The sequence below is a fragment of the Thalassospira profundimaris WP0211 genome, assembly GCF_000300275.1.
In the GTDB taxonomy this organism is placed as follows: Bacteria; Pseudomonadota; Alphaproteobacteria; order Rhodospirillales; family Thalassospiraceae; genus Thalassospira; species Thalassospira profundimaris.
Map to the genome: position 1 here is coordinate 376016 of NZ_AMRN01000003.1, position 20079 is coordinate 396094.

The window sequence follows — 20079 nt, forward strand, 5'->3', positions numbered from 1 at the left end:
CAGACAAATAAAAAAGGGCAGCGGATAAGCTGCCCTTTTTTGTCTGAGGATTAGTTTTCAACCAGTTCGGGTTTGCGCTCAACCCGCGTTTCGGCGCCGGGATCCAGGCAAACCGACATGCCGCCATTGGGCAGATGCGTAAGCGTGCAGGTCCAGTCAAGACGTTCACAAATACGCCGGACGAGTTGCAGGCCAATGCCTTCGCCCTGTGGCATCGTGCATTGGCCATTGCAGGTCAGGATGGCGTTCTCGACACAGATCTGCGTGCCGGAAAGTGTGATCTTGACCTCGCCCTTTGGTGTGTGCTGGAACGCATTTCGGATCAGGTTGGACACCACAATCATCAGTGCCGCGCGCGAGGTCGCGATCTCGGTTTCGCGGCTGTCAGGTTCAAACGCACAACTGACGTGTTTGCCCTCCATCAGATAGGAAAGATCACTGATTTCCTGTTCGATGAAGGCGCTGATGTTAATCGTTTCGGTGTGGCCAAGCGGTGCATTGTCACGGCCCAGCCACAACAGGGTTTCAAGCAATTGCTGCATATTGCGGTTGGCCCGTTTGATGCGGGCCATAACGCGTGCCTGCGTTGCGTTAAGCGGGCTTTTTTCCAGAAGTTCGACATTGCCCGAAACGATGGTAACAGGCGTGCGCAACTCGTGGCTGGCCTGACGGAGGAATTCACGTTCACGGGCAACGAATTTGTCGATCTGATCAACAGATCGATGCAGTTCGTGGGCAACGTCATTCAGCTCTTCAAACCCGAAATCCGGGATCGGCTCGCGCAGGTTATCTGCCGTCAGATTGTTGGCCCAGTTCTGAAGGTTCTCGGATGGCTTGGTCAGGCGTTTGCCAATCACCCACAGGAACCAGGCAAAGATGCCGACCACCGCCATGGCAAACGGGATCGACAGCAGAGCCAGCTTGTGCAGGCGCACGAAATAGATGCTGTCTTCATCCCCGGCGTGATAGGTCTGCAGGATCAGGATGTCATCCCCATTGCGCAGCTGATAGGGAAAGACCAGAAAGACCGGGTTTTCCGGGTTTTCTTCGGCGGCGTATTTGTCGGTGTTGATATAGAAAAGCTCGCCAATCTCAAGATCATCCGGTGTTGCGTGCGCGCGCAATTCCGCCGGCAACTGATCAAAACCGGTGAAGGTTTCAATATTGAAACCCTTGGGCAAGGCGGCTTCTGGGTTTTCGGCCAGTTCATTGTCATATTGTTCGGCAATGACCTGAAGCTGGAAGGACGCCACCATCCACTTGCCATACAGCATGTAGAAATTGACGACCACCGTATAAAGCACGAGCGTAATCACCAGACCCAGCAGCACGTAATTGCGCACAAAGCGGGAAAAGGATCGGGTTTTGGGTGCGCAACATGTGCTCATAGCGGCTACTCGCGAAGGGCCACGCCCTGGCCCGGAATGGTGTGAATCAGATTTTGCTCAAACGGTTTGTCGATCCGATGACGCAGTTTGTAAAGATGTGTCTTCAGCGCATTGGTATCAGGTGGATCGCCTTGCCAGAGTGCCATCGACAAACGAGAACGGGTTACAACCTGCGGACTGTTTTGCGCGAGAACTTCCAAAATGGTCCAACCCGTTGGCGATACACTGATATTCTGACCAGCCCGCACCACGGAACGGTTTTCAAAATCAATAAGCAGGTCACCAAGCGAGAAACGCCTGACCTCGCCACTGCGCCGACGCGACAAAACCCGCGTGCGCAAAAGAAGCTCTTCAAGCTCAAACGGTTTGACCAGATAATCGTCCGCCCCGGCGTGGAACCCTTCGATCTTGTCATCAAGTGTATCGCGCGCGGTCAGCATAAGAACCGGGGTGTCCACCCCTTCGTCGCGCAGCGCCTTGCAGATGCTGATGCCATCACGGAATGGCAACATTAGATCAAGCAGGATGACGTCATATTCGCCGGTCAGCGCCATCTGATAGGCGGTTTCACCATCATAGGCATGGTCGCATTCAACGCCTTCAATCGTCAGATAGTCACTGACGGTGGCGGCGATATCCATGTTGTCCTCGACCAAAAGGACCATGATGTGGGCGGTTGCTTTCATTCACGTCATCTCGTTTTTCAAGACATGCAAGCATGCCGCAATTCAGCCGACGGGTCAGCAGGAAACACCCCGCTGCCCGGTTTGGCACATAAGGTCGGTTAGTCTGTCACTTGTTTCAGATCATCTTGGGTATCGATATCAAGTGCGGCATTTACAAGTGATAGGGCGGTCACGTTATCGGCATGGCTGTCGATGATTTTGCGCGCGCCAATCGGCCCGGCAAGGCCTTGCAGATCATCAAAGACAGATTTTGGAAAAATGGCAGGCACGCCCAGCCCATCTTGGTGCCGGGTTGCGACAATCTGTTTGCCGTCAAAGGCCGTGATCAATCGGGTGTAATCATCGCCGGTCAGATTGACCTGATCACACAGGGCAATCAGAACACCATCATACCCGCCGTTGCGTGCGATTTTCGTCATGCCGCACGCAATCGAGCTTCCCATCCCCGTGGCCCACTTTTCGTTGGTGATAATCGTCACGCCACTATCAAGACACGGCGCGATTTCATCGCCATAGGCACCAAGAACCACAAAGGTGTCTGATGTTGGCATCCCTGACAGGGCATCAAGCGCGTGTTCGATCATGGGTTTGCCATTGATATCGGCAAGCTGCTTACGCCCGCCAAAGCGCGCACTTTCCCCGGCCGCCAGAAGAAGTGTGGCCAGTTTCGGTTTCGGGATGTCTGTGCGTGACGTCATCATCAAGGTCGCATTATTCGGCGGCTTGTGCCAGGGCCGGGGCCGCTGATTGTTTGAACAGGGCGGCATGAATGCCTGACAACATCGAAAGAGCAATGCTTTCAGGAAGTTGTCCGCCAATGTCGAGGCCCGCCGGACTTGAAATATCAAATGCCAGATCGTTCCGCGAAATGCCAGCTTCGTTCAGAACATCGCGAAACCGATGGCGTGGACCAAGGGCGGACAGATGTTTGATCGGTGCATCGCAAAGCACCGCAAGGGCCGCGGCATCGATGCTGACACTATGAGCCATCAGAATAACCGCATCAACTTTGTGATCGGTCACATAGGTTGCCAGGTCACCATCAATCTTGCGCAGGATGGTGCCTGCTATGGGGAAATGCTCCGCCCGGGCATTTGCCGGGCGTGGATCGACCAGCGTTGTTTGCCAGCCCATCTGATGGGCAATGCCAATTACCGGGCGGGCATCAAGGCCACCGCCCACCACAAGAACATGGGGTTCAGGCTGGATCGGTGTCACCAGCCAATTGCCGTCCTCACGGTTTTCAATATGGGCCGGGCGTTGCCCATAAAGCGCACCAGTCTCGAAATAGCCTTCGACCGCATCGATTTTCTGGAAATAGACGCCGCTTTGACGTTTTTGCAGGGCTTCATACAAATCGCCAAGGCCCAGATCATTCGCGGAGCCAAGTGGCTGGAGCATGATATAGACCGTGCCGCCACATCCCACGCCAAGTTTGAATGACAGATCATCTTCGTCAGTGCCGTCATAGGTCAACATGACAGGTTTGCCGGTCACCATGGCCCGGCGCGCATTGCGGGTAATGTCGGCCTCAAGGCAGCCGCCGCTGAGTAGTCCGAACTGTTGCCCGTGACCGTTGATCAGCATCATGGCACCGGCCTTGCGATAAGCCGACCCTTCGGTGCGATAAACCGTTCCCAGCACCCATTCAGTGCTGTCGCGGTTTTCCTGCCAGGTGCCAAGCATTGCAGAAAGTTGATTGGTCATATTCCTCGCCCTTTCAGCAAAAGGGTAACTGCCCGGGAAACCACGGGGTGGGGGATGGGGGAAAATGATCCCCCGAGCAGTTATCTCTTACACGAAGTCGAAACCGGCCTTGGTCATGGGAAGATCCAGGATCCGCTTGCCGGTTTGCGCAAAGATCGCATTGGCAACGGCCGGCCCGGTTGGGGGCAGACCCGGTTCGCCAACACCGGTCGGTGCACCGTTCGATGGAACGATGGCGACCTCGACTTCGGGCATTTCGGGATTACGAAGCAATTCGTAATCCGGGAAGTTGTACTGATCGACTTCACCGTCGGTCAGGGTGATCTGATTGCGCAAGATCGCTGTCAGGCCGTAGCCTGCCCCGCCTTCCATCTGCGCACGAATGACGTCGGGGTTTACAGCCACACCGCATTCAACCGCCATGAACAGCTTGTTGACATGCACGCTGGTGTCATCGACCGAGACATCCGCCACAACCGCGACGCAGGTATTGAACGAGAAGTGGCAGGCAAAGCCGCGCTTGTCGCCTTCTTTCCATCCGGAAATCTCACGCACGTGCTTGATGGCTTCAATCATGCGGGCCTGGTTGGGCTGCGCTGCGTCCAGCATGGCCAGACGCAGTTCGATCGGGTCCTGACCACTTTCGGCTGCGACCATATCCATCAGGGTTTCCATGGCATAGGCGGTGTGGGTATGTCCCACCGAACGCCACCAAAGAACCGGCACCGGGTTATGGAAATCCGTCAGGCCGATGGCCTGGTTCGGGATGGCATAAAGGCTTTCGGAAACGCCTTCGACAGAGGTCGCATCAACCCCGTCACGGACCATCATTCCTTCAAAGCTTGTGCCTTTCATGATCGACTTGATCGCAAGGCGATGGTCCCATCCGACGATCTTGCCATCCGCATCCAGGCCAATCTTTGCCCGGTGTGCTGACATGGCGCGGTAATAGCCGCCCTTCATGTCGTCTTCGCGGCTCCAGACCAGTTTGACCGGGACTTTTTTGCCCGACACGGCAAAGGCCATGGCAGCCTCGGCATTGTAGTCGGCGGTCGGGTTGGCGCGACGGCCAAACGAACCACCGGCATATAACGTCTTGATTTCGACTTGTTCGGGTTTAAGCCCAAGGATTGCTGCAACCGTCGGTCGCGTGATGGTCGGGAACTGACAACCGTCATGAACACGCACACCAAAATCGGTTGGTTCAATCGTGCAGTTCAGAGATTCCATTGACGCATGCGCCAGGTACGGGAAGGTGAAGTCAGCCTCGATGGTTTTTGACGCACCGTCAATCAAGGGTGCGACATTCTCGGTCGTGATTTCGTGGCCGATTTCGAATTCCGGCTTTTCATCAAGCAGGGCCTGATGGGCCGCGATCAGGGCATCGGTGCTGCGGGTTTCAGCAACGCTGAAGTCCCATTCAACCGAAAGCGCATCACGCGCCTGGAATGCCGACCAGGTGTTTTTGCCAAAGGCAACCACACCAGCCTTGTTTGGCAGGACCTGTGCGGCGATGAAACCACCGACATCCTTTGCCGCACTGTCATCGAAGGAAACAACAGTGCCACCGAATTTCGGGCTGTGCATGATCGCGGCATAGATCATGCCGGGCAGATTGACATCCATGGCAAAGATCGCGGTCCCGGTGGTCTTGCCGTGATTGTCCTTGCGGTGGAGCTTTTCGTTGCCGATCAGCTTGAACTGATCCGGGGTCTTGATCGTCGGCTTTTCAACGGCTTCAAGGGTTGCTGCAATCGCAACGAATTCGCCAAAGTGCCCGGAATTGCTCCCTGATGAAATGATGCCGTTCTCAACAGAGATGGTCGATGCATCTACACCCCAGCTTTGGGCCGCTGCACGGACAAGCAAGTCACGCGCGGCAGCACCAGCTTCGCGGTACTGGACAAACGAGTTGGCAATCGAGGTCGAACCACCGGTCCCCTGCGCACCAAAGAACAGGTTCTTGTAGCGGACATCATCGGCCGGTGCGAAATCGGTTTTGACACTGTCCCAGTTGGCATCGATTTCTTCGGCAACCAGGGTTGTCAGGCCGGTGGTCGTTCCCTGACCCATTTCGAAATGTTTGATGATGACGGTGACAACACCGTCGGCATCAATTTTGACAAATGGGTTCAGGTCGGTATTTGCCGCAAGCGAGCTTCCGGCAGCCAGAACACCCTTGGCATTCACACCGACAAAAAGGGCTGTGGCGCCAGCGGCCGATCCCTTAAGGAAGCCGCGACGGGATACACTGATGTTCATGGCTTAGGCCTCCAGCTTTTCAGATGCGAGCTTGATGGCTTCGTTGATGCGGACATAGGTCACACAGCGGCAGGCATTGCCGTACATGTAATCCTTGATTTCCTCATCGGTCGGATTGGGGTTTTCGGTCAAAAGGCCGATGGCCGACATGATCTGACCGGACTGACACCAGCCGCACTGCACGACATCTTTTTCCTGCCAGGCGGCCTGTACTGCCTTGGCGACCTTGTCGGTTGCCCCTTCGATGGTGGTGATTTCGCTATCGACCGCATCCTCGACAAAGGTCTGGCAGGAACGGGTCGGGTAACCATCCACATGCACAGTGCAGGCACCACAATAGGCAACGCCGCAACCAAATTTGGTGCCGGTAAGTTCCAATTCGTCGCGCAGAACCCAAAGCAGCGGGGTGCCCGGTTCGACATCAACGGTACGGGATTCTCCATTGATCTTAAGCTGATATTGCATGACCGCCTCATCTCTCTCTTTTGGCTTGTTATGCCTGATCATCGCGTGGGGGCAGGTAACCAAGCGGTAAACGCCCGGAATGCGTGATCTGGTAGTGATGGGATGGCGATCTCCGGGCCGGTCGGAGGGCAATAGCGGCAGCCTGCCAAGGGAATTAAGAAGGATCGCGCGGGACGTCGGAGACGAGAAAGAGATCAAAACAAAAAGCCTGCCAGTGCATGGACACCGACAGGCTTTTAAGGCCGGTCCGTCAGGTGGGGCGCCTGATGACCGTTAATAAGGGAGGTCGTTATCTCGGCAGGTGGCCATGTTCGCAGACGAACGCGACGTCATTGCGGGCAATGCCGATATCTTCAAGCACTTCGCGTGGGGCGTTGCGAAGCATTTCTGCATCACGGGCGACCTTGTAGGCTTGTGCCCATTTGCGCGGGAAAAGGACGAGCCAGCGCCAGATGGTTACGCCTGATACCGGCGCGACATTGGTGGTGGCGACGAGGGATCCATTTGTAAACTGTGCTGGCATGATGCTGGCTCGCTAGTTTGTTTGCTAATAAGGGGACAAAGTTTCCTTCGGACCCACAAACAATTTACGTCTGGATTATGTGAAACGGCGCGCAAAGTTCGCAAATCCGTGCGAGATTTTCGCAAAGAATCTGTAAAAACGATTTTCTTTCGCGGGCTGCTTCGGTCATGTTTATCCGAAGGATGTTACAGCGTCGTTTGGGATATTGGACCTTGGCGGAACTCGATAAATTTGACTATCGCCTGCTGGAATTATTGCAGGAAAACAGTCGCTTAACAGGTAATGAGCTGTCCGCGAAAGTTGGTCTTTCATCGGCGGCCTGTTTGCGCCGGGTGCAGCGTCTGCGCGAAACCGGGGTGATTGAACGCGATGTTGCGATCGTGTCACCCAAGGTGTTTGGCAAGAAGATGATGGTGATCGTGCTTCTGACCATGGAGCGCGACCGCCCGGATCGGTATATGCTGATGCGTGAGGAATTCGGCAGAATGCCTGAGGTTGTGCAGTGTCATCATGTGACAGGGGCGCATGATTTTGTCCTGCGTATTCAGGTCAGCGACATGGAAGAATACAGCGCCTTTGTCGACCGGGTGTTTCATGAACCCTATATCAAACGCTATGAAAGTCTGGCGGTTTTGGGATCGCTGAAATAGCGCCAAAAGGGGCTTTTTGGGTATTCACTTAAAATGAATAACCAAGCCCATTATTCAATATTGGTGAAAAGTCTGGCATCGGGCAGAAAGCCCGATATTGGACATCATTTTAATCCTCATACAATTGCAATGACGCCCAAATCGAAAATCCGACATGCGCGTTTCGTCATGCCGGGATGGTTTTTTCCGATGCGTCGAACAGATGGACATCGTTTGACGCGAAATGCAGGCCGACCATGTCGCCTTCCTTGGCGTCGGAATGACCGACGATGCGCACGGTGAACAGACCGACATCGGGCACATTGACATAGGCAAAGCTGTCAGAGCCGAGATGTTCCATGACATCGATCTGGCCGGTCAGGATGGCCTTGTTGGTGTCATTGGCATCACCGGCATCACAAAGCGCCATATGTTCGGGGCGAATGCCCATCTTGGTGGCACCTTCGGCATTGCGGGCAATATCGGATGTGTTGCCATTGCCAAAGGTAAGCTGCGTGCCCTTGCCCGTGCAGTCGACCACATTCATTTTTGGCGAGCCGATAAACTGGGCGACGAACAGGTTGCCCGGATGGCGATAGAGATCAAGCGGGGTGCCGATCTGTTCGATCTGGCCAGCTTGCAAAACGACGATCTTGTCGGCAAGCGTCATCGCCTCGACCTGGTCATGGGTGACATAGACCATGGTGGCACCGAGTTTCTGGTGCAGGCGGGCGATTTCAAGGCGCATTTCAACGCGCAAAGCCGCATCAAGGTTGGAGAGCGGCTCGTCAAACAGGAAGGCGCGCGGTTCTCGGACAATCGCACGACCGATTGCCACACGCTGGCGCTGACCGCCCGACAGTGCCTTGGGTTTGCGATCCAGATAGTCTTCGAGTTTGAGCGTTGCGGCGGCTTCATCGACCTTTTGGGTGATTTCGGCCTTTGGCATGCCGGCAACGGTCAGAGCAAAGCCCATATTTTCCCGCACGGATTTGTGCGGATAGAGCGCATAGGACTGAAACACCATCGAAAGCTCGCGCTCCGCCGGGGGCTTGCCGGTCACATCATCGCCATCAATCAGGATCTGGCCATCGGATGCTTCGACAAGGCCTGAAATCAGGCGCAGCAACGTCGATTTGCCACAGCCGGACGGGCCGACAAAAATCACCAGCTCACCTTCATCGATCTGAAGATCGATGCCCTTGATGACATCAATCCCGCCAAATGATTTGCGGATACCTTTAAGTTCGATCTGGCCCATTTTATGTGTTCTCCTGATCTGCGGTGCCGGTTTTCGAAAGGTGTGGGGTGATGGGCAAAGTTTCGGGACGGGCCGCCCAATAAAGCGACATCGATGCCGTCCACGAAAAATCCGTGCCCCCGCCACCACGGCCGGTCACCGGGCAGAAATATTCACGAAAATCGGATTGGTCGATAAGGGACTGCGTATCGCGCCGGATACGCTCGGCAAGGTCGGTTTCGCCATGCTCAGACAATCCGGTGGCAATCATCCAGTTGACCATGGCCCAAACCGGACCGCGCCAATAACGAATGGAATCAAACAGTTCATGATTGGGATCGAAGCTTGGAACGCCGTGTTTGACCTGCGAAAGCCAGTGGGTCAGGGTTGCGGCCATCTTGGTTGTGCGCGTCGGTTCGACCGGACCGGCAAAGAGTGCAAGCCAGCTTCCTGATGTCAGGCCGGTGGCGTGTTCATCGCGACGCAAATCAAGCGTGACATAGCCGCCGACGGTTTCTGACCAAAGCAACTCAAACCCGGCATCAAGACGGGCGAGGCGGGCGGTGGCGCGGGCGGCGATATCACCCTGGCCCAGTAGCGTTGCCATATTGATCAGGTCGCGTTCGGCCCGCCGCAGGATGGCATTCATGCCCGGTTCGGCGACCCAGAACGGGCAGTTGCGCGCGATGTGGTCCGTGTTCCAGTTGCAATCGCGTCCGAATTTGACCAGCGCCATATAGTGATCATAGTCGTTGTTTTTAGGACGTTCGTCTTCGTTGACGATATCGGTATCACGGCGGTGATAGGTGCCGACCCCGGTGGTGTCGATAAAGGATAAGGGGCGATCCCAGTCGGGCAGATTATCGCGGCCACTTTCCCATGGATGCATGATCGCAACCACGCCGCGCCCATCCGGATCGCGGGCATCGAGGAACCATTGATGCCAGCGATCAAGTTTGGGCAGAAGCTTTGCCGCGCGGTCGCGATGGGCAGCACTGTCTTCGGCCAGAAGCCGTTCGATCACGGTTGCCGCCACCGGGGGCTGGGTGATGCCCGATGTTGGCGGGCTTTTGGCGATGTCGGTCGTGCCCCACTGTTCCGGTCCGGGGAAGTAGCTTTTTTCCTCTTTCCAGAAAATGATGTGCGGCACCATGCCGTTGTCCCATTGCGCGGAAAGCAGGCTTTCGACTTCCTGCCAGGCACGGTCAGAATCAAACACCGAAAAGCCAAGGGCAACCAGCGCGCTATCCCAGTTCCACTGGAACGGATAGAGCTTGGCACTTGGCACGGTATAGCCGCCGCGATCATTGCCAATAAGGATGTCGGCCGCACGTCTGTTGGTGCCGGTAAGCTGATCGAGGGATAGGCGCATCTGGCTCATCTGACTCATCCCTTGACACTCCCGGCGGTCAGGCCCTGAACGAGGAAGCGTTCAAACCACAGGAAAATGACCAGGATCGGCACCGTTGCGATCACCGCACCGGCCATCAGGTGTTGGCGCGGGACTTCCGATGAATTGAGCGACACCACCCCGCGCGACAGGGTGAAGATGTCGGGATCATCAAGGAACATGAAGGCAAACAAGAACTCGTTCCAGGCGATCATGAAGACATAAAGCGACACCGATGCCAGTGCCGGCAAGGCGAGCGGCAGGGTGATTTTCCAGATCACACCAAAGCGTGACAGACCATCCATCAGACCGGCTTCTTCGAGTTCGGCGGGGAGGCCGCGGAAATAGCCCTGCAGCATGTAAAGGGCCACGGGCACCGTGGTGGCCGGATAGACGATCAGAAGGCCAACTACCGTATTGCGCAGGCCAAGCTGGCTAAACACGGCATAAAGCGGAATGACCAGAACGATCATCGGCACCAGATAGATCAGCAGGATCGAGCTTGAAAGCACCGTCTGTCCGGGGAATTTCAAACGCGCTACCGCATAGGCGCCGGGGATCGAAAAGGCCAGCGTGATCAAAACGGTGCAGACCGACACGATGGTCGAAATCAGCAGGAAGCGGCCAAAATTGAACTTGGTGAACAGTTCGACATAGCTGTCAAACAGGCTGGCCGCACCCTGTGTCAGATCAATCGACAGATCCAGCGGGTTCAGGAACAGATCCTGCTGGTTCTTGAGGCTGGTCATCACCATCACGTAGAAGGGCAGGATGACAATGACGCTAAAGAACACAAAGCCAAAGCCCTTGAGTGTGCGGACAATCACCAGATCAATCTTATAGCGTTTGAGCATGCCCGACTGAATGTCGATCAGGACCGCCCGGTTGGCAAAAGTCACGGTAAGTGCGATCAACCCGACGCCAAATGCCTGAATAAGCGAACTTTCCGAAAAGGCCAGACTGAACGGTGCGCCAAAGGAGACCAGCATCATGGTTATGATGACGCCAGCAAAGGCGACAAGGTAAAGCCCCGGTGTGCGATCCGCGGGCGCGCGCAGCATGATGATGGCGGCATTGACCGCCCCGCCAAGTGCGCCCGCCGATATGATCGGTGTGGCCGGAAGGCCAGTGATCAGGGTTAATGAAATGCCGGTGAGGGCAACGGCAATTGTACCCCAAAGCAAACCGGTCAGCAGACCCAGAAGAAGACCCGTACCGATACGCATTACGAATCCTCCCGATGGACGAATTTGAAATAGAACACGGCAAAGACCAGAAGCAGGATGAAGATGGCAACCGCCACCGCCGCCCCGGCGCCAAGATTGGACAGGGCAAAGCCCTGTTCATAGACATCGACCGTGAGTGTGCGCGTGCCTGCCGCCCCGCCGGTCAGAAGGAAGATGTCGTCGAACTTGTTGAACGTCCAAATGAAGCGCAGCAGGAACAGCGTCGACAGAATCCCCAGAAGTTGCGGCAGGGAAATGTGCCAGAACTGTTGCAAGGGCGTGGCACCATCGACCTCTGCGGCCTCGTACATGTCTGATGAAATCGACTGCATCCGGGCCAGAATGAACAGGAAGGACAGCGGGAAATAACGCCAGGCTTCAAAGGCAATCACCGTTGCCAAGGCCAGCGGGAAATCGATGGTGAGCCCAAAAACATCAATGGGAATGTCGCGCTGACCAAAGAAGTTTACGCCTTCGTCGGCAAGGTTCATGCGTTGCAAGATGGCATTGAAGGTGCCGTTGAAGGGATCAAGCAGGATCACCCAGGTAAAGGCAACCGCGATCACCGGTGCCACATAGGGAAACAGGAAAAGCCCGCGAATGATCGAGCGGCCAGCAAAGGGTTTGTTGAGCATCTGTGCGGCAAACAGGCCCAAAACCAGTGCGCCCAGCGTGCCAAAGACCGTGTAGGTGATCGTCACCCACAGCACCGACCAGAATTCGTGGGAATCAAATATCCGCGCGAAGTTATCAAGGGTGAATTCACTGTTGGTCAGGATGTTGTCGGACGTGCCGGTAACGGTGGGTTCGCTATCGCGCGGGGAAACCGGATTGGCGGCAAAGCTTTCATCTGAAACAGCCGTCATTTTAAGCCGGGTACGCTCGCCAGCTGGAAGGCCATCAAGGGCACAGCGGACCTCAGCCCCCGTGACCGTACAAACATCCCCCGGATCAATGACCGTAATGCCCGCAGGCAAAGTATCGGTCAGGACGACGTCGGTGATATCGCCGTCGCGCGATGAATTGCGCAGGCGGTACTGGATTTCAAATTCCTGTCCGGCGATGTCAAAATCGCCCCGCACCCGTTCGGACACCACCGGGGTTGGCGGACGCAAATCCGATAGTGTGACCGGCTTGACCGAAATCCAGAAATTGGCCAGCAACGGAAACAGGACAATGCCCATGACAATCAGAAATGTCGGGGCCAGCATCCAAAGGGCAAGCCGTGCTTCGCGCCGGGCCATCGGGCCCAGTTTGCCTTTGCGCGGCGGCGTGGTGGTTGCCGGGGGGTGAGCGGTTGAGTTGGAAGGGGCCATCGTCTTGAAATCCGTTGTGAAAATCGGAAATCCGGGGCGCGGTGATAATCTGCGCCCCGGATCAAGATCGCTTATTCGATGTTGCTGACTTCTTCGTTGATCAGATCAGCAGTTGCATCGGCGTTACGTTCGCCGTCGATGAATTCGCGCACACGGCGATTGATGACCTGACTGTTGATGATGCGCGATGCCTTGGCCAGCTGACCTTCGGCAACACCCCAACGGTTTGCGGTTTCAAGACCGGAAACGATATCGGTGATGACGGCCGGGTCATAGAGCTCCGACAGTGGTTTTTTGCGATCCACACCGACCGGAAGGGTGGCCCATGCCTTGACAAACTCATCGGGATTTTCGGCGGTGCCATGACGGACCGGGAATTTGCCCTCTGGCGCGATGGAAAGGGTGCTGGTGTAACCTTCACCGAGCGAGAATTTGACAAATTCCTCGGCCGGGTCGGTATCGGCATCATTGGTAATGCCGAAATAACGAATGTCACCCCAGGCGGCGCCATTCGGATTGGACGGGCCCATCAGACGGGTGACAACACCGGTTTTCGAGGCGAGCTCGCCCGAGGTGGGATCGTTATTGATGGTGGGCGGGGCGCTGTCACGCAGGCCTGCCAGTTCATCAAGGATGAAGGGCGACCAGATGATCATCGCTGCTTTGCCCGCGAAGTAAACCTCGCGCGACTGTTTCCAGTACAGATCACCGGGGGGCGATGCATCGGCGAGTTTTTTATAAAACTCAAGCGCCTCGACGAGCTTTGCCTTGTCAAAACCGACCGAGCCATCGGCGGCCACCGGGGTTGCGCCGTTTGCCAGGAAGACGTGCTCAAGCACCTGGCTCATGAAGTTTTCATCGATCTTGGTCGCGGCGACAAAGCCATACATTTCAGGCGGATTGTGCAGGGCTTCGATGGCCTTGACGATATTGGCATACGTGTTGGGGGCCTCAAGACCGGCTTCGTCAAACAGGTCCTTGCGATAAAGCACCATCTGGGTCCAGCCATCAGAGGGCACGGCGGCAACTTCGCCGTCGAAATCGGCCATGCTGAGTGCGGCCGGTGCGAAGGTATCCTTGCCCAACTGGTTGACGACTTCGTTATTGGCTTCGGTATCAAGGATGCCGGCCTCGGACCAGGGCAGGACATATTGCAGTGTCAGATAAATGACGTCTGGCAAGTCACCGGCGGCATAGGCCGCGGTGGCACGCGTGCCAAGTTCGGTTTCCGTGACCGGAATGACTTCGACAGAAGTGCCGGTTTTGGCTTCGAACTCCTTGGCCATTTCTTCTTGCTTGGCCAGGCGTTCGGGTTGTTCTTCGGTGGTCCAGAACCGCAGTTGCGCACTGGCGATGCTGGTGGAAACCAGCAGACCGGCGGCTGCGAGTGTCAATGCACGCGTAAACCTTGTTTTCATGAGATGCCTCCCTTGGCATTGGCGGCCAGCTTCAATGCTGGCGGGTTGGCTGACCCACGGACGGTCAGCGATGCTTCCCACAGGATTTGGGAAAATTCGGATGCAGGCGAATTTGCCTTGTTCGCCTGCGCAACAACGATCCGCCCGACTTCACGGCCGATCTTATAGCTGGCCTGGCTCATGGTGGTCAGGCCGGGATGGATGGCCTCGCCCATCGGCAGGCCATCAAAACCAATCACGGACATTTCCGATCCGACGTCGATACCGGCATGGGCCAGCGCATGGATCGCGCCGATGGCAACCGCATCGGTCACACACAAAATGGCGGTCGGATGATCGGGGAGTTTGAGAATTTCCAGGACGGCCTCGCGGGCGGCCAGTTCGTTGGTGATCCCGTCATGCATATAGCCCGGCGCGATATCGCAGCCCTTGGCCTTGGTCGCGGCAAGATAGCCGGCGCGCCGTTGCCATGCGTAATTCAGCTCGGGATCACCGCCGAGATAGGCGATCTTGCGATGGCCAAGGCCGACCAGGTAATTCACCGCATCGACAAAGGCCTTTTCATTGTCGATATCAAGCCATGCATAGTCGTCACAGTTTTCGGTACGGCCTTGTGCGACAAACGGGATGTGGGATGTGCGCAAAAAATCAATGCGCGGATCATGGCGTTTGGTGCGGGCAACAACAAATCCGCCGACCTTGCCCGATTGGATCAAACGGTCCATGACTTCGACCTCGTCATGACCATCAGGGACGGCGGAAACAAGCAAGTCCCAGTCAGACAGGGCAAGTTCGGTGGCAAGCCCGTCGAGAATTTCGGCCAGAAACGGATCAATCTGATGACCGTCGCGGGCCGGCAGGACAAAGCCGATGGTTTCGACCACGCCACGGGCAAGACGCCGGGCTGTGGTCGAGGGGCGATAGCCCAGCTCATCGGCGGCCTTGCGGACACGGGCGACGGTTTTCTCGGCGATATCGGGATAATTGTTCAGCGCGCGCGAAACGGTTCCCTCGGACAAACCAAGATGTTTGGCCAGCCGGGCAATCGACATGGTTTCGTTTTGCTTCCGAACGCGCGGCACGGAACCTCCCTGAGTGTCTTTCTTGTGCTTTTCACCGTCTTTTTGACGGTGTTTGGTGCTCCGAAACCGCTTTCGGAACAGGGAAACGCTATCCGAAACCGCTTTCGGTTGTCAAACAGTTGATTTTGAACGGTTTATTTTGCGGCGCGGTAGCAGGTTTGGGCTGTTCGTAAGGGTGGGGTGTTTTCAGAAAAATTTGGCGCTACCAGTCTATCGTGAGGCGCCTTTATCCAATGGTATTGTTTTTGGGCGCCGGTTGTTTTGTGCGACGCACTATGCGGGGTGGGATGTCCCATGCCATCATTTCCTGACCTTGTGGTCAGGACTCGATAACATTCATGATCAGCTACCGGAACATTGACAAACCTCAGAACCCTCGAGCTTCGTCATTCCGGGCTGAGCGAAGCGCAGACCCGGAATCCACAGCGGTTCGAATGGCAGGGGATTCCCGCCTTCGCGGGAATGACGATCTCCAAAAGGGGGTTGTCCCCTTTTTGCTTTTATCGTTTGAGGCATGCCTTGAAGTCAGGGCTCGTTTTTTTCTGCTAAGTATTGAATTTCCTTGCCTAAAACAGGGAAAACCCTATCACATGGCATGATGACAGACCAAAATGCCGAGATTAATCCGAATGCCATTGCGCAAGTAAAGGTTCTTGCCTTGCTTGGCGCGGTGTTGCTTGTCGGGTCGAATTCGTTTGTTTTAAGCCCGATCCTCTCAGAAGTCGCGGGCGGGCTTTCGACGCAGACCTATCATGTGGCCTGGGCGATTTCGGCGTTCGGGGCGGCGACGGCCCTATCGGCGCTGACCCTGGCGGGGATGATTGACCGGATGTCGGTCGGGCGTGTTTTGGGCGGTGCGGCACTTCTTTTGGCGGTGGCGCAGATTTCAAGCGGGCTCAGTCAGCATTGGATTTGGCTGTGTCTGTCGCAGGCGCTGGCCGGGGTGGCGGTTGGTGTGTTGTTGCCGGGATCCTATGCCACGGTCACCGCCACAGCCCCCAAGGGGCGCGAGGCCGCGCGGCTTGGTGTGGTTCTGACCGGGTGGGCGTTATCGTTGGTGGTGGCGGTCCCCGCCGCAGCGTTCATTACCGAGCAATTTGGCTGGCGGATGGTTTATTTCCTGATGGCCGGGTTGTCGGTCCTGGTGGCCGGTATTCTGGTGATGTTGCTGTCGGATGTGCGCGGCGGGATGAGCACGCGGACATCGCCCTTGCGCGCATTTCGGCTGCCGGGGGTTTGGCAATTGCTGGCGGTGATGCTGGTTTATATGACCGCGTTTTACGGCTGTTTTGCATTTTTTGGGGTGGGTGTGCGCACGGCCTTTGACCTGTCAGCACAGGGCAGCGGTATGTTCGTGATGGCCTATGGCGTGGGGTTTGGCGTCATGGGATTTGTGTTGGGTGTGATATCGCCCAAAATTACCCGCGGGTATTTGTGTCTGGTGTTGATCGCGATTGCGACAAGTTACGCCAGCTGGGGATTGACCCTGCAAAGCCAGATCAGCGCCATGGCCGGAACCGCTATTTGGGGGATGCTTAATCAGCTTGGTCTGAATGCGATGGTGGTGTCGCTGAACCGTCAGGCGTCTGATGCGCGCGGGGCGGTGATGGGGCTGAATAGTGCGGTGACCTATTCGGCGGTGTTTGCCGGGCCGATGATCATGGGACCGATTTATGCCGGGTTCGGCTTTGCAGCCGTGGCCGGGTTTGGGGCCGTTCTGGTGATGTGTGGTGTGATCGTCAGTTGGCGACGCGCCTGAGATCTGGAATCCATAGCGGTTCGAGTGGCCGGAGATTCCCGCCTGCGCGGGAATGACGGTCTAATCAAAAACAAAAATGGCGGGCAATGTGTGCCCGCCATTTTGTTTGTATTTTGTCAGGTGCGCTTAGGAGAAGTCGAGCGCGCGGTCGCCGTTGGCGTCCTTGATGCGGGTCGGGAGACCCATGCCGTTGAGCAAATTCAGGAACGGTTTGGATGGCAGTTCTTCGACGTTTGCCATCTTTTTCACGTCCCACTCGCCGGTTGCGATCAGCATCGCGGCCGCGACAGGCGGCACACCGGCGGTATAGGAAATGCCCTGGCTTCCGACTTCGTTGTAGGCGTCCTTGTGGTCGGCCACGTTATAGATCAGGACTTCGGTTTCCTTGCCGTCCTTGGTGCCCTTGACCAGATCACCGATGCAGGTCTTGCCGGTATAGTCCGGGGCAAGCGAGCTTGGGTCGGGCAGGCAGGCCTTGACGACCTTGAGCGGTACGACTTCGAGGCCCTCGGCTGTGGTGACCGGCTTTTCAGACAGCAGGCCGATATTGTTCAGGACCGTGAAAACATTGACGTAGTGATCGCCAAAGCCCATCCAGAAGCGGACGTTTGGCACGTCAAGGTTCTGGGACAGGGAATGGACTTCGTCATGGCCGGTCATGAAGGTCTGGCTTTCGCCGACCACCGGCATGTCCCAGATCTTTTTGACTTCGAACATCTTGTTCGACTGCCATTTGCTGTCCTGCCAGGAATAGACTGTGCCGGTGAATTCGCGGAAGTTGATTTCCGGATCGAAGTTGGTGGCAAAGTATTTGCCGTGGCTGCCGGCGTTGATGTCGATGATGTCGATCGAGTCAATTTTATCGAAGTAATCTTCGACAGCCAGTTTGGCATAGGCATTCACCACGCCCGGATCGAAGCCGACACCGAGGATCGCGGTAACGCCAGCGGCCTCACACTCGGCACGGCGTTTCCATTCATAGTTGGCATACCATGGCGGGGTTTCGCAGATTTTGTCCTGCTCTTCATGGATGGCGGTATCGAGATAGGCGACACCGGTTTTAATGCAGGCCGACATGACCGGCATGTTGATAAAGGCAGAGCCGACATTAATGACGATCTGGCAGCCGGTTTTTTCGATCAGGGCCGCAGTTGCATCGACATCGGTGGCATCCAGGGCGTGACCTTCAAGAACGCCTTGCTCTTTAAGGTTTTTCTTTTCATGGATGCTGTCGATGATGGACTGGCACTTTGATGCCGTGCGCGATGCGATATGAATATCGCCAAGCACGTCATTATGCTGTGCGCATTTATGTGCAACGACCTGGGCGACGCCACCTGCGCCGATAATCAGAACATTCTTTTTCATGTCGGGCCAAAAACTCCCCTGTTTTGAGAGGTGGGGAAACACTTCCCCGGTTCGCTATGAAAACTGCGCTTTCGTGTATTTACGAAAGGCTCGAAACGTAGTCGTCAAAACTGAACTCACGCACAACGCGCTCTGTTCCGTCGAGTTCCCGGATCACGATGGACGGCATGCCGACCCCGTTAAACCAGTTCTTTTTCACCATGGTGTAGCCGGCTGCATCCTGAATGGAGATACGGTCGCCGACCTTGATCTCGTTTTCGAAATCAAATTCGCCAAATACGTCGCCGGCAAGGCAGGACTTGCCGCAAATCATGTAGGGGTGATCGCCCGTGTTCGGCAGGACCTTGGCATTTTCGCGATAGATCAGAAGATCGAGCATGTGGGCTTCGATCGAGCTATCGACGATGGCAAGGTTTTTGCCGTTAAACAGGGTATCCAGCACGGTGACCTCAAGGGTGGTGCTTTTGGTGATCGATGCTTCGCCGGGTTCAAGATAGACCTGCACGCCGAATTTCTCGGAGAATGCCTTGAGCCGCGCACAGAATTTATCGAGCGGGTAATCTTCGCCGGTGAAATGGATGCCGCCGCCGAGGCTTACCCATTCAACGCGCGCGAGAAGCGAGCCAAACTTTTCCTCGATATTGCCCAGCATCTGATCAAACAGATCAAAGTCGGCATTTTCGCAGTTATTGTGGATCATGAAGCCGGAAATGCGGTCCATCACGGCTTCGACCTTGGCGACGTCCCATTCGCCCAGGCGCGAGAACGGGCGGGCCGGATCGGCCAGATCGAAGCTTGAGGTCGAGACCTGCGGGTTAAGGCGCAGACCACGCACGATGCCCGATGCCTGATCGGCAAAGCGGGTCAGCTGGCTGATGGAATTGAAGATGATCTTGTCGGCATTCTCAATCACTTCGCCGATTTCATCATCGGAATAGGCCACACTATAGGCGTGAGTTTCCTTACCGAACTTCTGGCGGCCAAGCTTGACCTCATAGAGCGACGAAGACGTGGTGCCGTCCATATATTCTGACATGAAGTCAAACACCGACCAGGTCGCAAAGCATTTCAGCGCAAGCAACGCCTTGGCACCGGAATGTTCGCGCACATAGGCGATCTTTTCCATGTTGCTTTTAAGCTTGGACTTGTCGATCAGATAATAGGGCGTTGCGGGCATGGACGGCTCTCTACAACTATGTCACGGGGAATGCGGGTGAACTCGGAACGCGCGATCACGCTGTCAGGTTCCGGGTTTGGGCAAAATCACCAAATTGGTGGGGCAACCGGCTTTTCTAGTGGTCAGCCTGACGGTGCGTCATCCAATAGACGGAGACAGATAAACTGTATTCATTCATCAGATGCCTCCATCCTTCGGGTTTGCCAAATGCGTTTTGCTGCGTCCCAATAGCAGCGGGGGCAGGGGCGGTCAATACTGCAATGTCGCCTTTATTAGGCGATTTCGCGCCTCTGTGCATGTTGTGGTTTCATGACGGTTTGATCAAGGGGCAATCGCATTGATTTCGAAGGGCCATTGCCCCATCTGTTGATCATGGGGCGCATTCATGATTACCATCATGTTGTCGCGCCCGTAACACGGATACATTCAGACGGAGGAGGCCC

The 20079-nt window shown here is 55.9% G+C and carries 17 protein-coding genes; 2 read left to right on the forward strand and 15 right to left on the reverse strand.

Annotated elements, in window-relative coordinates:
• Window positions 1-50: 50 nt before the first annotated feature.
• The 7 genes from TH2_RS08450 to TH2_RS08480 all read right to left on the reverse strand — a co-directional run bounded on the left by TH2_RS08450 (window position 51) and on the right by TH2_RS08480 (window position 7031).
• The gene (locus TH2_RS08450) at window positions 51-1388 is read right to left on the reverse strand and encodes a sensor histidine kinase (RefSeq protein ID WP_008889998.1); all 1338 of its coding nucleotides are present in this window, start codon (window positions 1386-1388) and stop codon (window positions 51-53) included.
• A gap of 5 nt (window positions 1389-1393) precedes the next feature.
• Complete coding sequence (locus TH2_RS08455) at window positions 1394-2074, reverse strand: response regulator transcription factor (RefSeq protein WP_008889999.1); 681 nt, start codon at window positions 2072-2074, stop codon at window positions 1394-1396.
• 98 nt (window positions 2075-2172) lie between these two features.
• On the reverse strand, window positions 2173-2775 hold the full coding sequence (locus TH2_RS08460) for a nucleotidyltransferase family protein (RefSeq protein WP_008890000.1): 603 nt from the start codon (window positions 2773-2775) through the stop codon (window positions 2173-2175).
• A gap of 10 nt (window positions 2776-2785) precedes the next feature.
• Window positions 2786-3781, reverse strand: a complete 996-nt coding sequence (locus TH2_RS08465) for an XdhC family protein (protein ID WP_008890001.1) — start codon at window positions 3779-3781, stop codon at window positions 2786-2788.
• Window positions 3782-3868: 87 nt separating this feature from the next.
• Window positions 3869-6043 carry a xanthine dehydrogenase family protein molybdopterin-binding subunit gene (locus TH2_RS08470; protein WP_008890002.1) on the reverse strand — a complete coding sequence of 725 codons (2175 nt, stop codon included), beginning with the start codon at window positions 6041-6043 and terminating at the stop codon, window positions 3869-3871.
• 3 nt (window positions 6044-6046) lie between these two features.
• Window positions 6047-6508, reverse strand: coding sequence for a (2Fe-2S)-binding protein (locus TH2_RS08475; RefSeq protein ID WP_008890003.1), 462 nt, complete (start codon window positions 6506-6508; stop codon window positions 6047-6049).
• A gap of 289 nt (window positions 6509-6797) precedes the next feature.
• Window positions 6798-7031, reverse strand: a complete 234-nt coding sequence (locus TH2_RS08480; RefSeq protein ID WP_008890004.1) for a hypothetical protein — start codon at window positions 7029-7031, stop codon at window positions 6798-6800.
• A 212-nt stretch (window positions 7032-7243) separates the two neighbouring features.
• Here TH2_RS08480 and TH2_RS08485 point away from each other — a divergent pair, with 212 nt between their 5' ends.
• Window positions 7244-7681 (forward strand): Lrp/AsnC family transcriptional regulator, encoded by a 438-nt coding sequence (locus TH2_RS08485; protein ID WP_062955801.1) that lies wholly within the window; start codon window positions 7244-7246, stop codon window positions 7679-7681.
• Between the two features lie 166 nt (window positions 7682-7847).
• Here TH2_RS08485 and TH2_RS08490 read toward each other — a convergent pair whose 3' ends face one another.
• From TH2_RS08490 to TH2_RS08515, 6 genes are all read right to left on the reverse strand, one after another.
• Window positions 7848-8921, reverse strand: coding sequence for an ABC transporter ATP-binding protein (locus tag TH2_RS08490; RefSeq protein WP_008890006.1), 1074 nt, complete (start codon window positions 8919-8921; stop codon window positions 7848-7850).
• Between the two features lies 1 nt (window position 8922).
• Window positions 8923-10281 (reverse strand): MGH1-like glycoside hydrolase domain-containing protein, encoded by a 1359-nt coding sequence (locus tag TH2_RS08495; RefSeq protein WP_202949000.1) that lies wholly within the window; start codon window positions 10279-10281, stop codon window positions 8923-8925.
• A gap of 5 nt (window positions 10282-10286) precedes the next feature.
• Complete coding sequence (locus tag TH2_RS08500; protein WP_008890008.1) at window positions 10287-11516, reverse strand: carbohydrate ABC transporter permease; 1230 nt, start codon at window positions 11514-11516, stop codon at window positions 10287-10289.
• A complete protein-coding gene (locus TH2_RS08505) occupies window positions 11516-12832 on the reverse strand; it encodes a carbohydrate ABC transporter permease (protein WP_008890009.1) in 1317 nt (438 codons plus the stop codon). Before TH2_RS08505 ends, TH2_RS08500 begins: the two co-directional genes overlap by 1 nt.
• Window positions 12833-12903: 71 nt before the next feature.
• Complete coding sequence (locus tag TH2_RS08510) at window positions 12904-14250, reverse strand: ABC transporter substrate-binding protein (RefSeq protein ID WP_008890010.1); 1347 nt, start codon at window positions 14248-14250, stop codon at window positions 12904-12906.
• Window positions 14247-15332 carry a substrate-binding domain-containing protein gene (locus TH2_RS08515; RefSeq protein WP_008890011.1) on the reverse strand — a complete coding sequence of 362 codons (1086 nt, stop codon included), beginning with the start codon at window positions 15330-15332 and terminating at the stop codon, window positions 14247-14249. Before TH2_RS08515 ends, TH2_RS08510 begins: the two co-directional genes overlap by 4 nt.
• A gap of 595 nt (window positions 15333-15927) precedes the next feature.
• Between TH2_RS08515 and TH2_RS08525 the strand changes: the two genes are divergently transcribed.
• Window positions 15928-17091, forward strand: coding sequence for an MFS transporter (locus TH2_RS08525; protein ID WP_008890013.1), 1164 nt, complete (start codon window positions 15928-15930; stop codon window positions 17089-17091).
• Window positions 17092-17217: 126 nt separating this feature from the next.
• Here TH2_RS08525 and TH2_RS08530 read toward each other — a convergent pair whose 3' ends face one another.
• The gene (locus TH2_RS08530; RefSeq protein WP_008890014.1) at window positions 17218-18459 is read right to left on the reverse strand and encodes a saccharopine dehydrogenase family protein; all 1242 of its coding nucleotides are present in this window, start codon (window positions 18457-18459) and stop codon (window positions 17218-17220) included.
• A 79-nt stretch (window positions 18460-18538) separates the two neighbouring features.
• Window positions 18539-19636: a carboxynorspermidine decarboxylase gene (gene nspC / locus TH2_RS08535; protein WP_008890015.1), complete on the reverse strand. Its 1098-nt coding sequence runs from the start codon at window positions 19634-19636 to the stop codon at window positions 18539-18541.
• Window positions 19637-20079: the final 443 nt, after the last annotated feature.

What these genes read in the sequence shown, in the direction of transcription:
- TH2_RS08490 (WP_008890006.1), bottom strand. Translation starts at nt 8,921, where the DNA reads ATGGGCCAGATCGAACTTAAAGGTATCCGCAAATCATTTGGCGGGATT.
- TH2_RS08530 (WP_008890014.1), bottom strand. Translation starts at nt 18,459, where the DNA reads ATGAAAAAGAATGTTCTGATTATCGGCGCAGGTGGCGTCGCCCAGGTC.
- TH2_RS08500 (WP_008890008.1), bottom strand. Translation starts at nt 11,516, where the DNA reads ATGCGTATCGGTACGGGTCTTCTTCTGGGTCTGCTGACCGGTTTGCTT.
- TH2_RS08475 (WP_008890003.1), bottom strand. Translation starts at nt 6,508, where the DNA reads ATGCAATATCAGCTTAAGATCAATGGAGAATCCCGTACCGTTGATGTC.
- TH2_RS08495 (WP_202949000.1), bottom strand. Translation starts at nt 10,281, where the DNA reads ATGAGCCAGATGCGCCTATCCCTCGATCAGCTTACCGGCACCAACAGA.
- TH2_RS08460 (WP_008890000.1), bottom strand. Translation starts at nt 2,775, where the DNA reads ATGATGACGTCACGCACAGACATCCCGAAACCGAAACTGGCCACACTT.
- TH2_RS08470 (WP_008890002.1), bottom strand. Translation starts at nt 6,043, where the DNA reads ATGAACATCAGTGTATCCCGTCGCGGCTTCCTTAAGGGATCGGCCGCT.
- TH2_RS08505 (WP_008890009.1), bottom strand. Translation starts at nt 12,832, where the DNA reads ATGGCCCCTTCCAACTCAACCGCTCACCCCCCGGCAACCACCACGCCG.
- TH2_RS08465 (WP_008890001.1), bottom strand. Translation starts at nt 3,781, where the DNA reads ATGACCAATCAACTTTCTGCAATGCTTGGCACCTGGCAGGAAAACCGC.
- TH2_RS08450 (WP_008889998.1), bottom strand. Translation starts at nt 1,388, where the DNA reads ATGAGCACATGTTGCGCACCCAAAACCCGATCCTTTTCCCGCTTTGTG.
- TH2_RS08480 (WP_008890004.1), bottom strand. Translation starts at nt 7,031, where the DNA reads ATGCCAGCACAGTTTACAAATGGATCCCTCGTCGCCACCACCAATGTC.
- nspC (WP_008890015.1), bottom strand. Translation starts at nt 19,636, where the DNA reads ATGCCCGCAACGCCCTATTATCTGATCGACAAGTCCAAGCTTAAAAGC.
- TH2_RS08510 (WP_008890010.1), bottom strand. Translation starts at nt 14,250, where the DNA reads ATGAAAACAAGGTTTACGCGTGCATTGACACTCGCAGCCGCCGGTCTG.
- TH2_RS08525 (WP_008890013.1), top strand. Translation starts at nt 15,928, where the DNA reads ATGATGACAGACCAAAATGCCGAGATTAATCCGAATGCCATTGCGCAA.
- TH2_RS08455 (WP_008889999.1), bottom strand. Translation starts at nt 2,074, where the DNA reads ATGAAAGCAACCGCCCACATCATGGTCCTTTTGGTCGAGGACAACATG.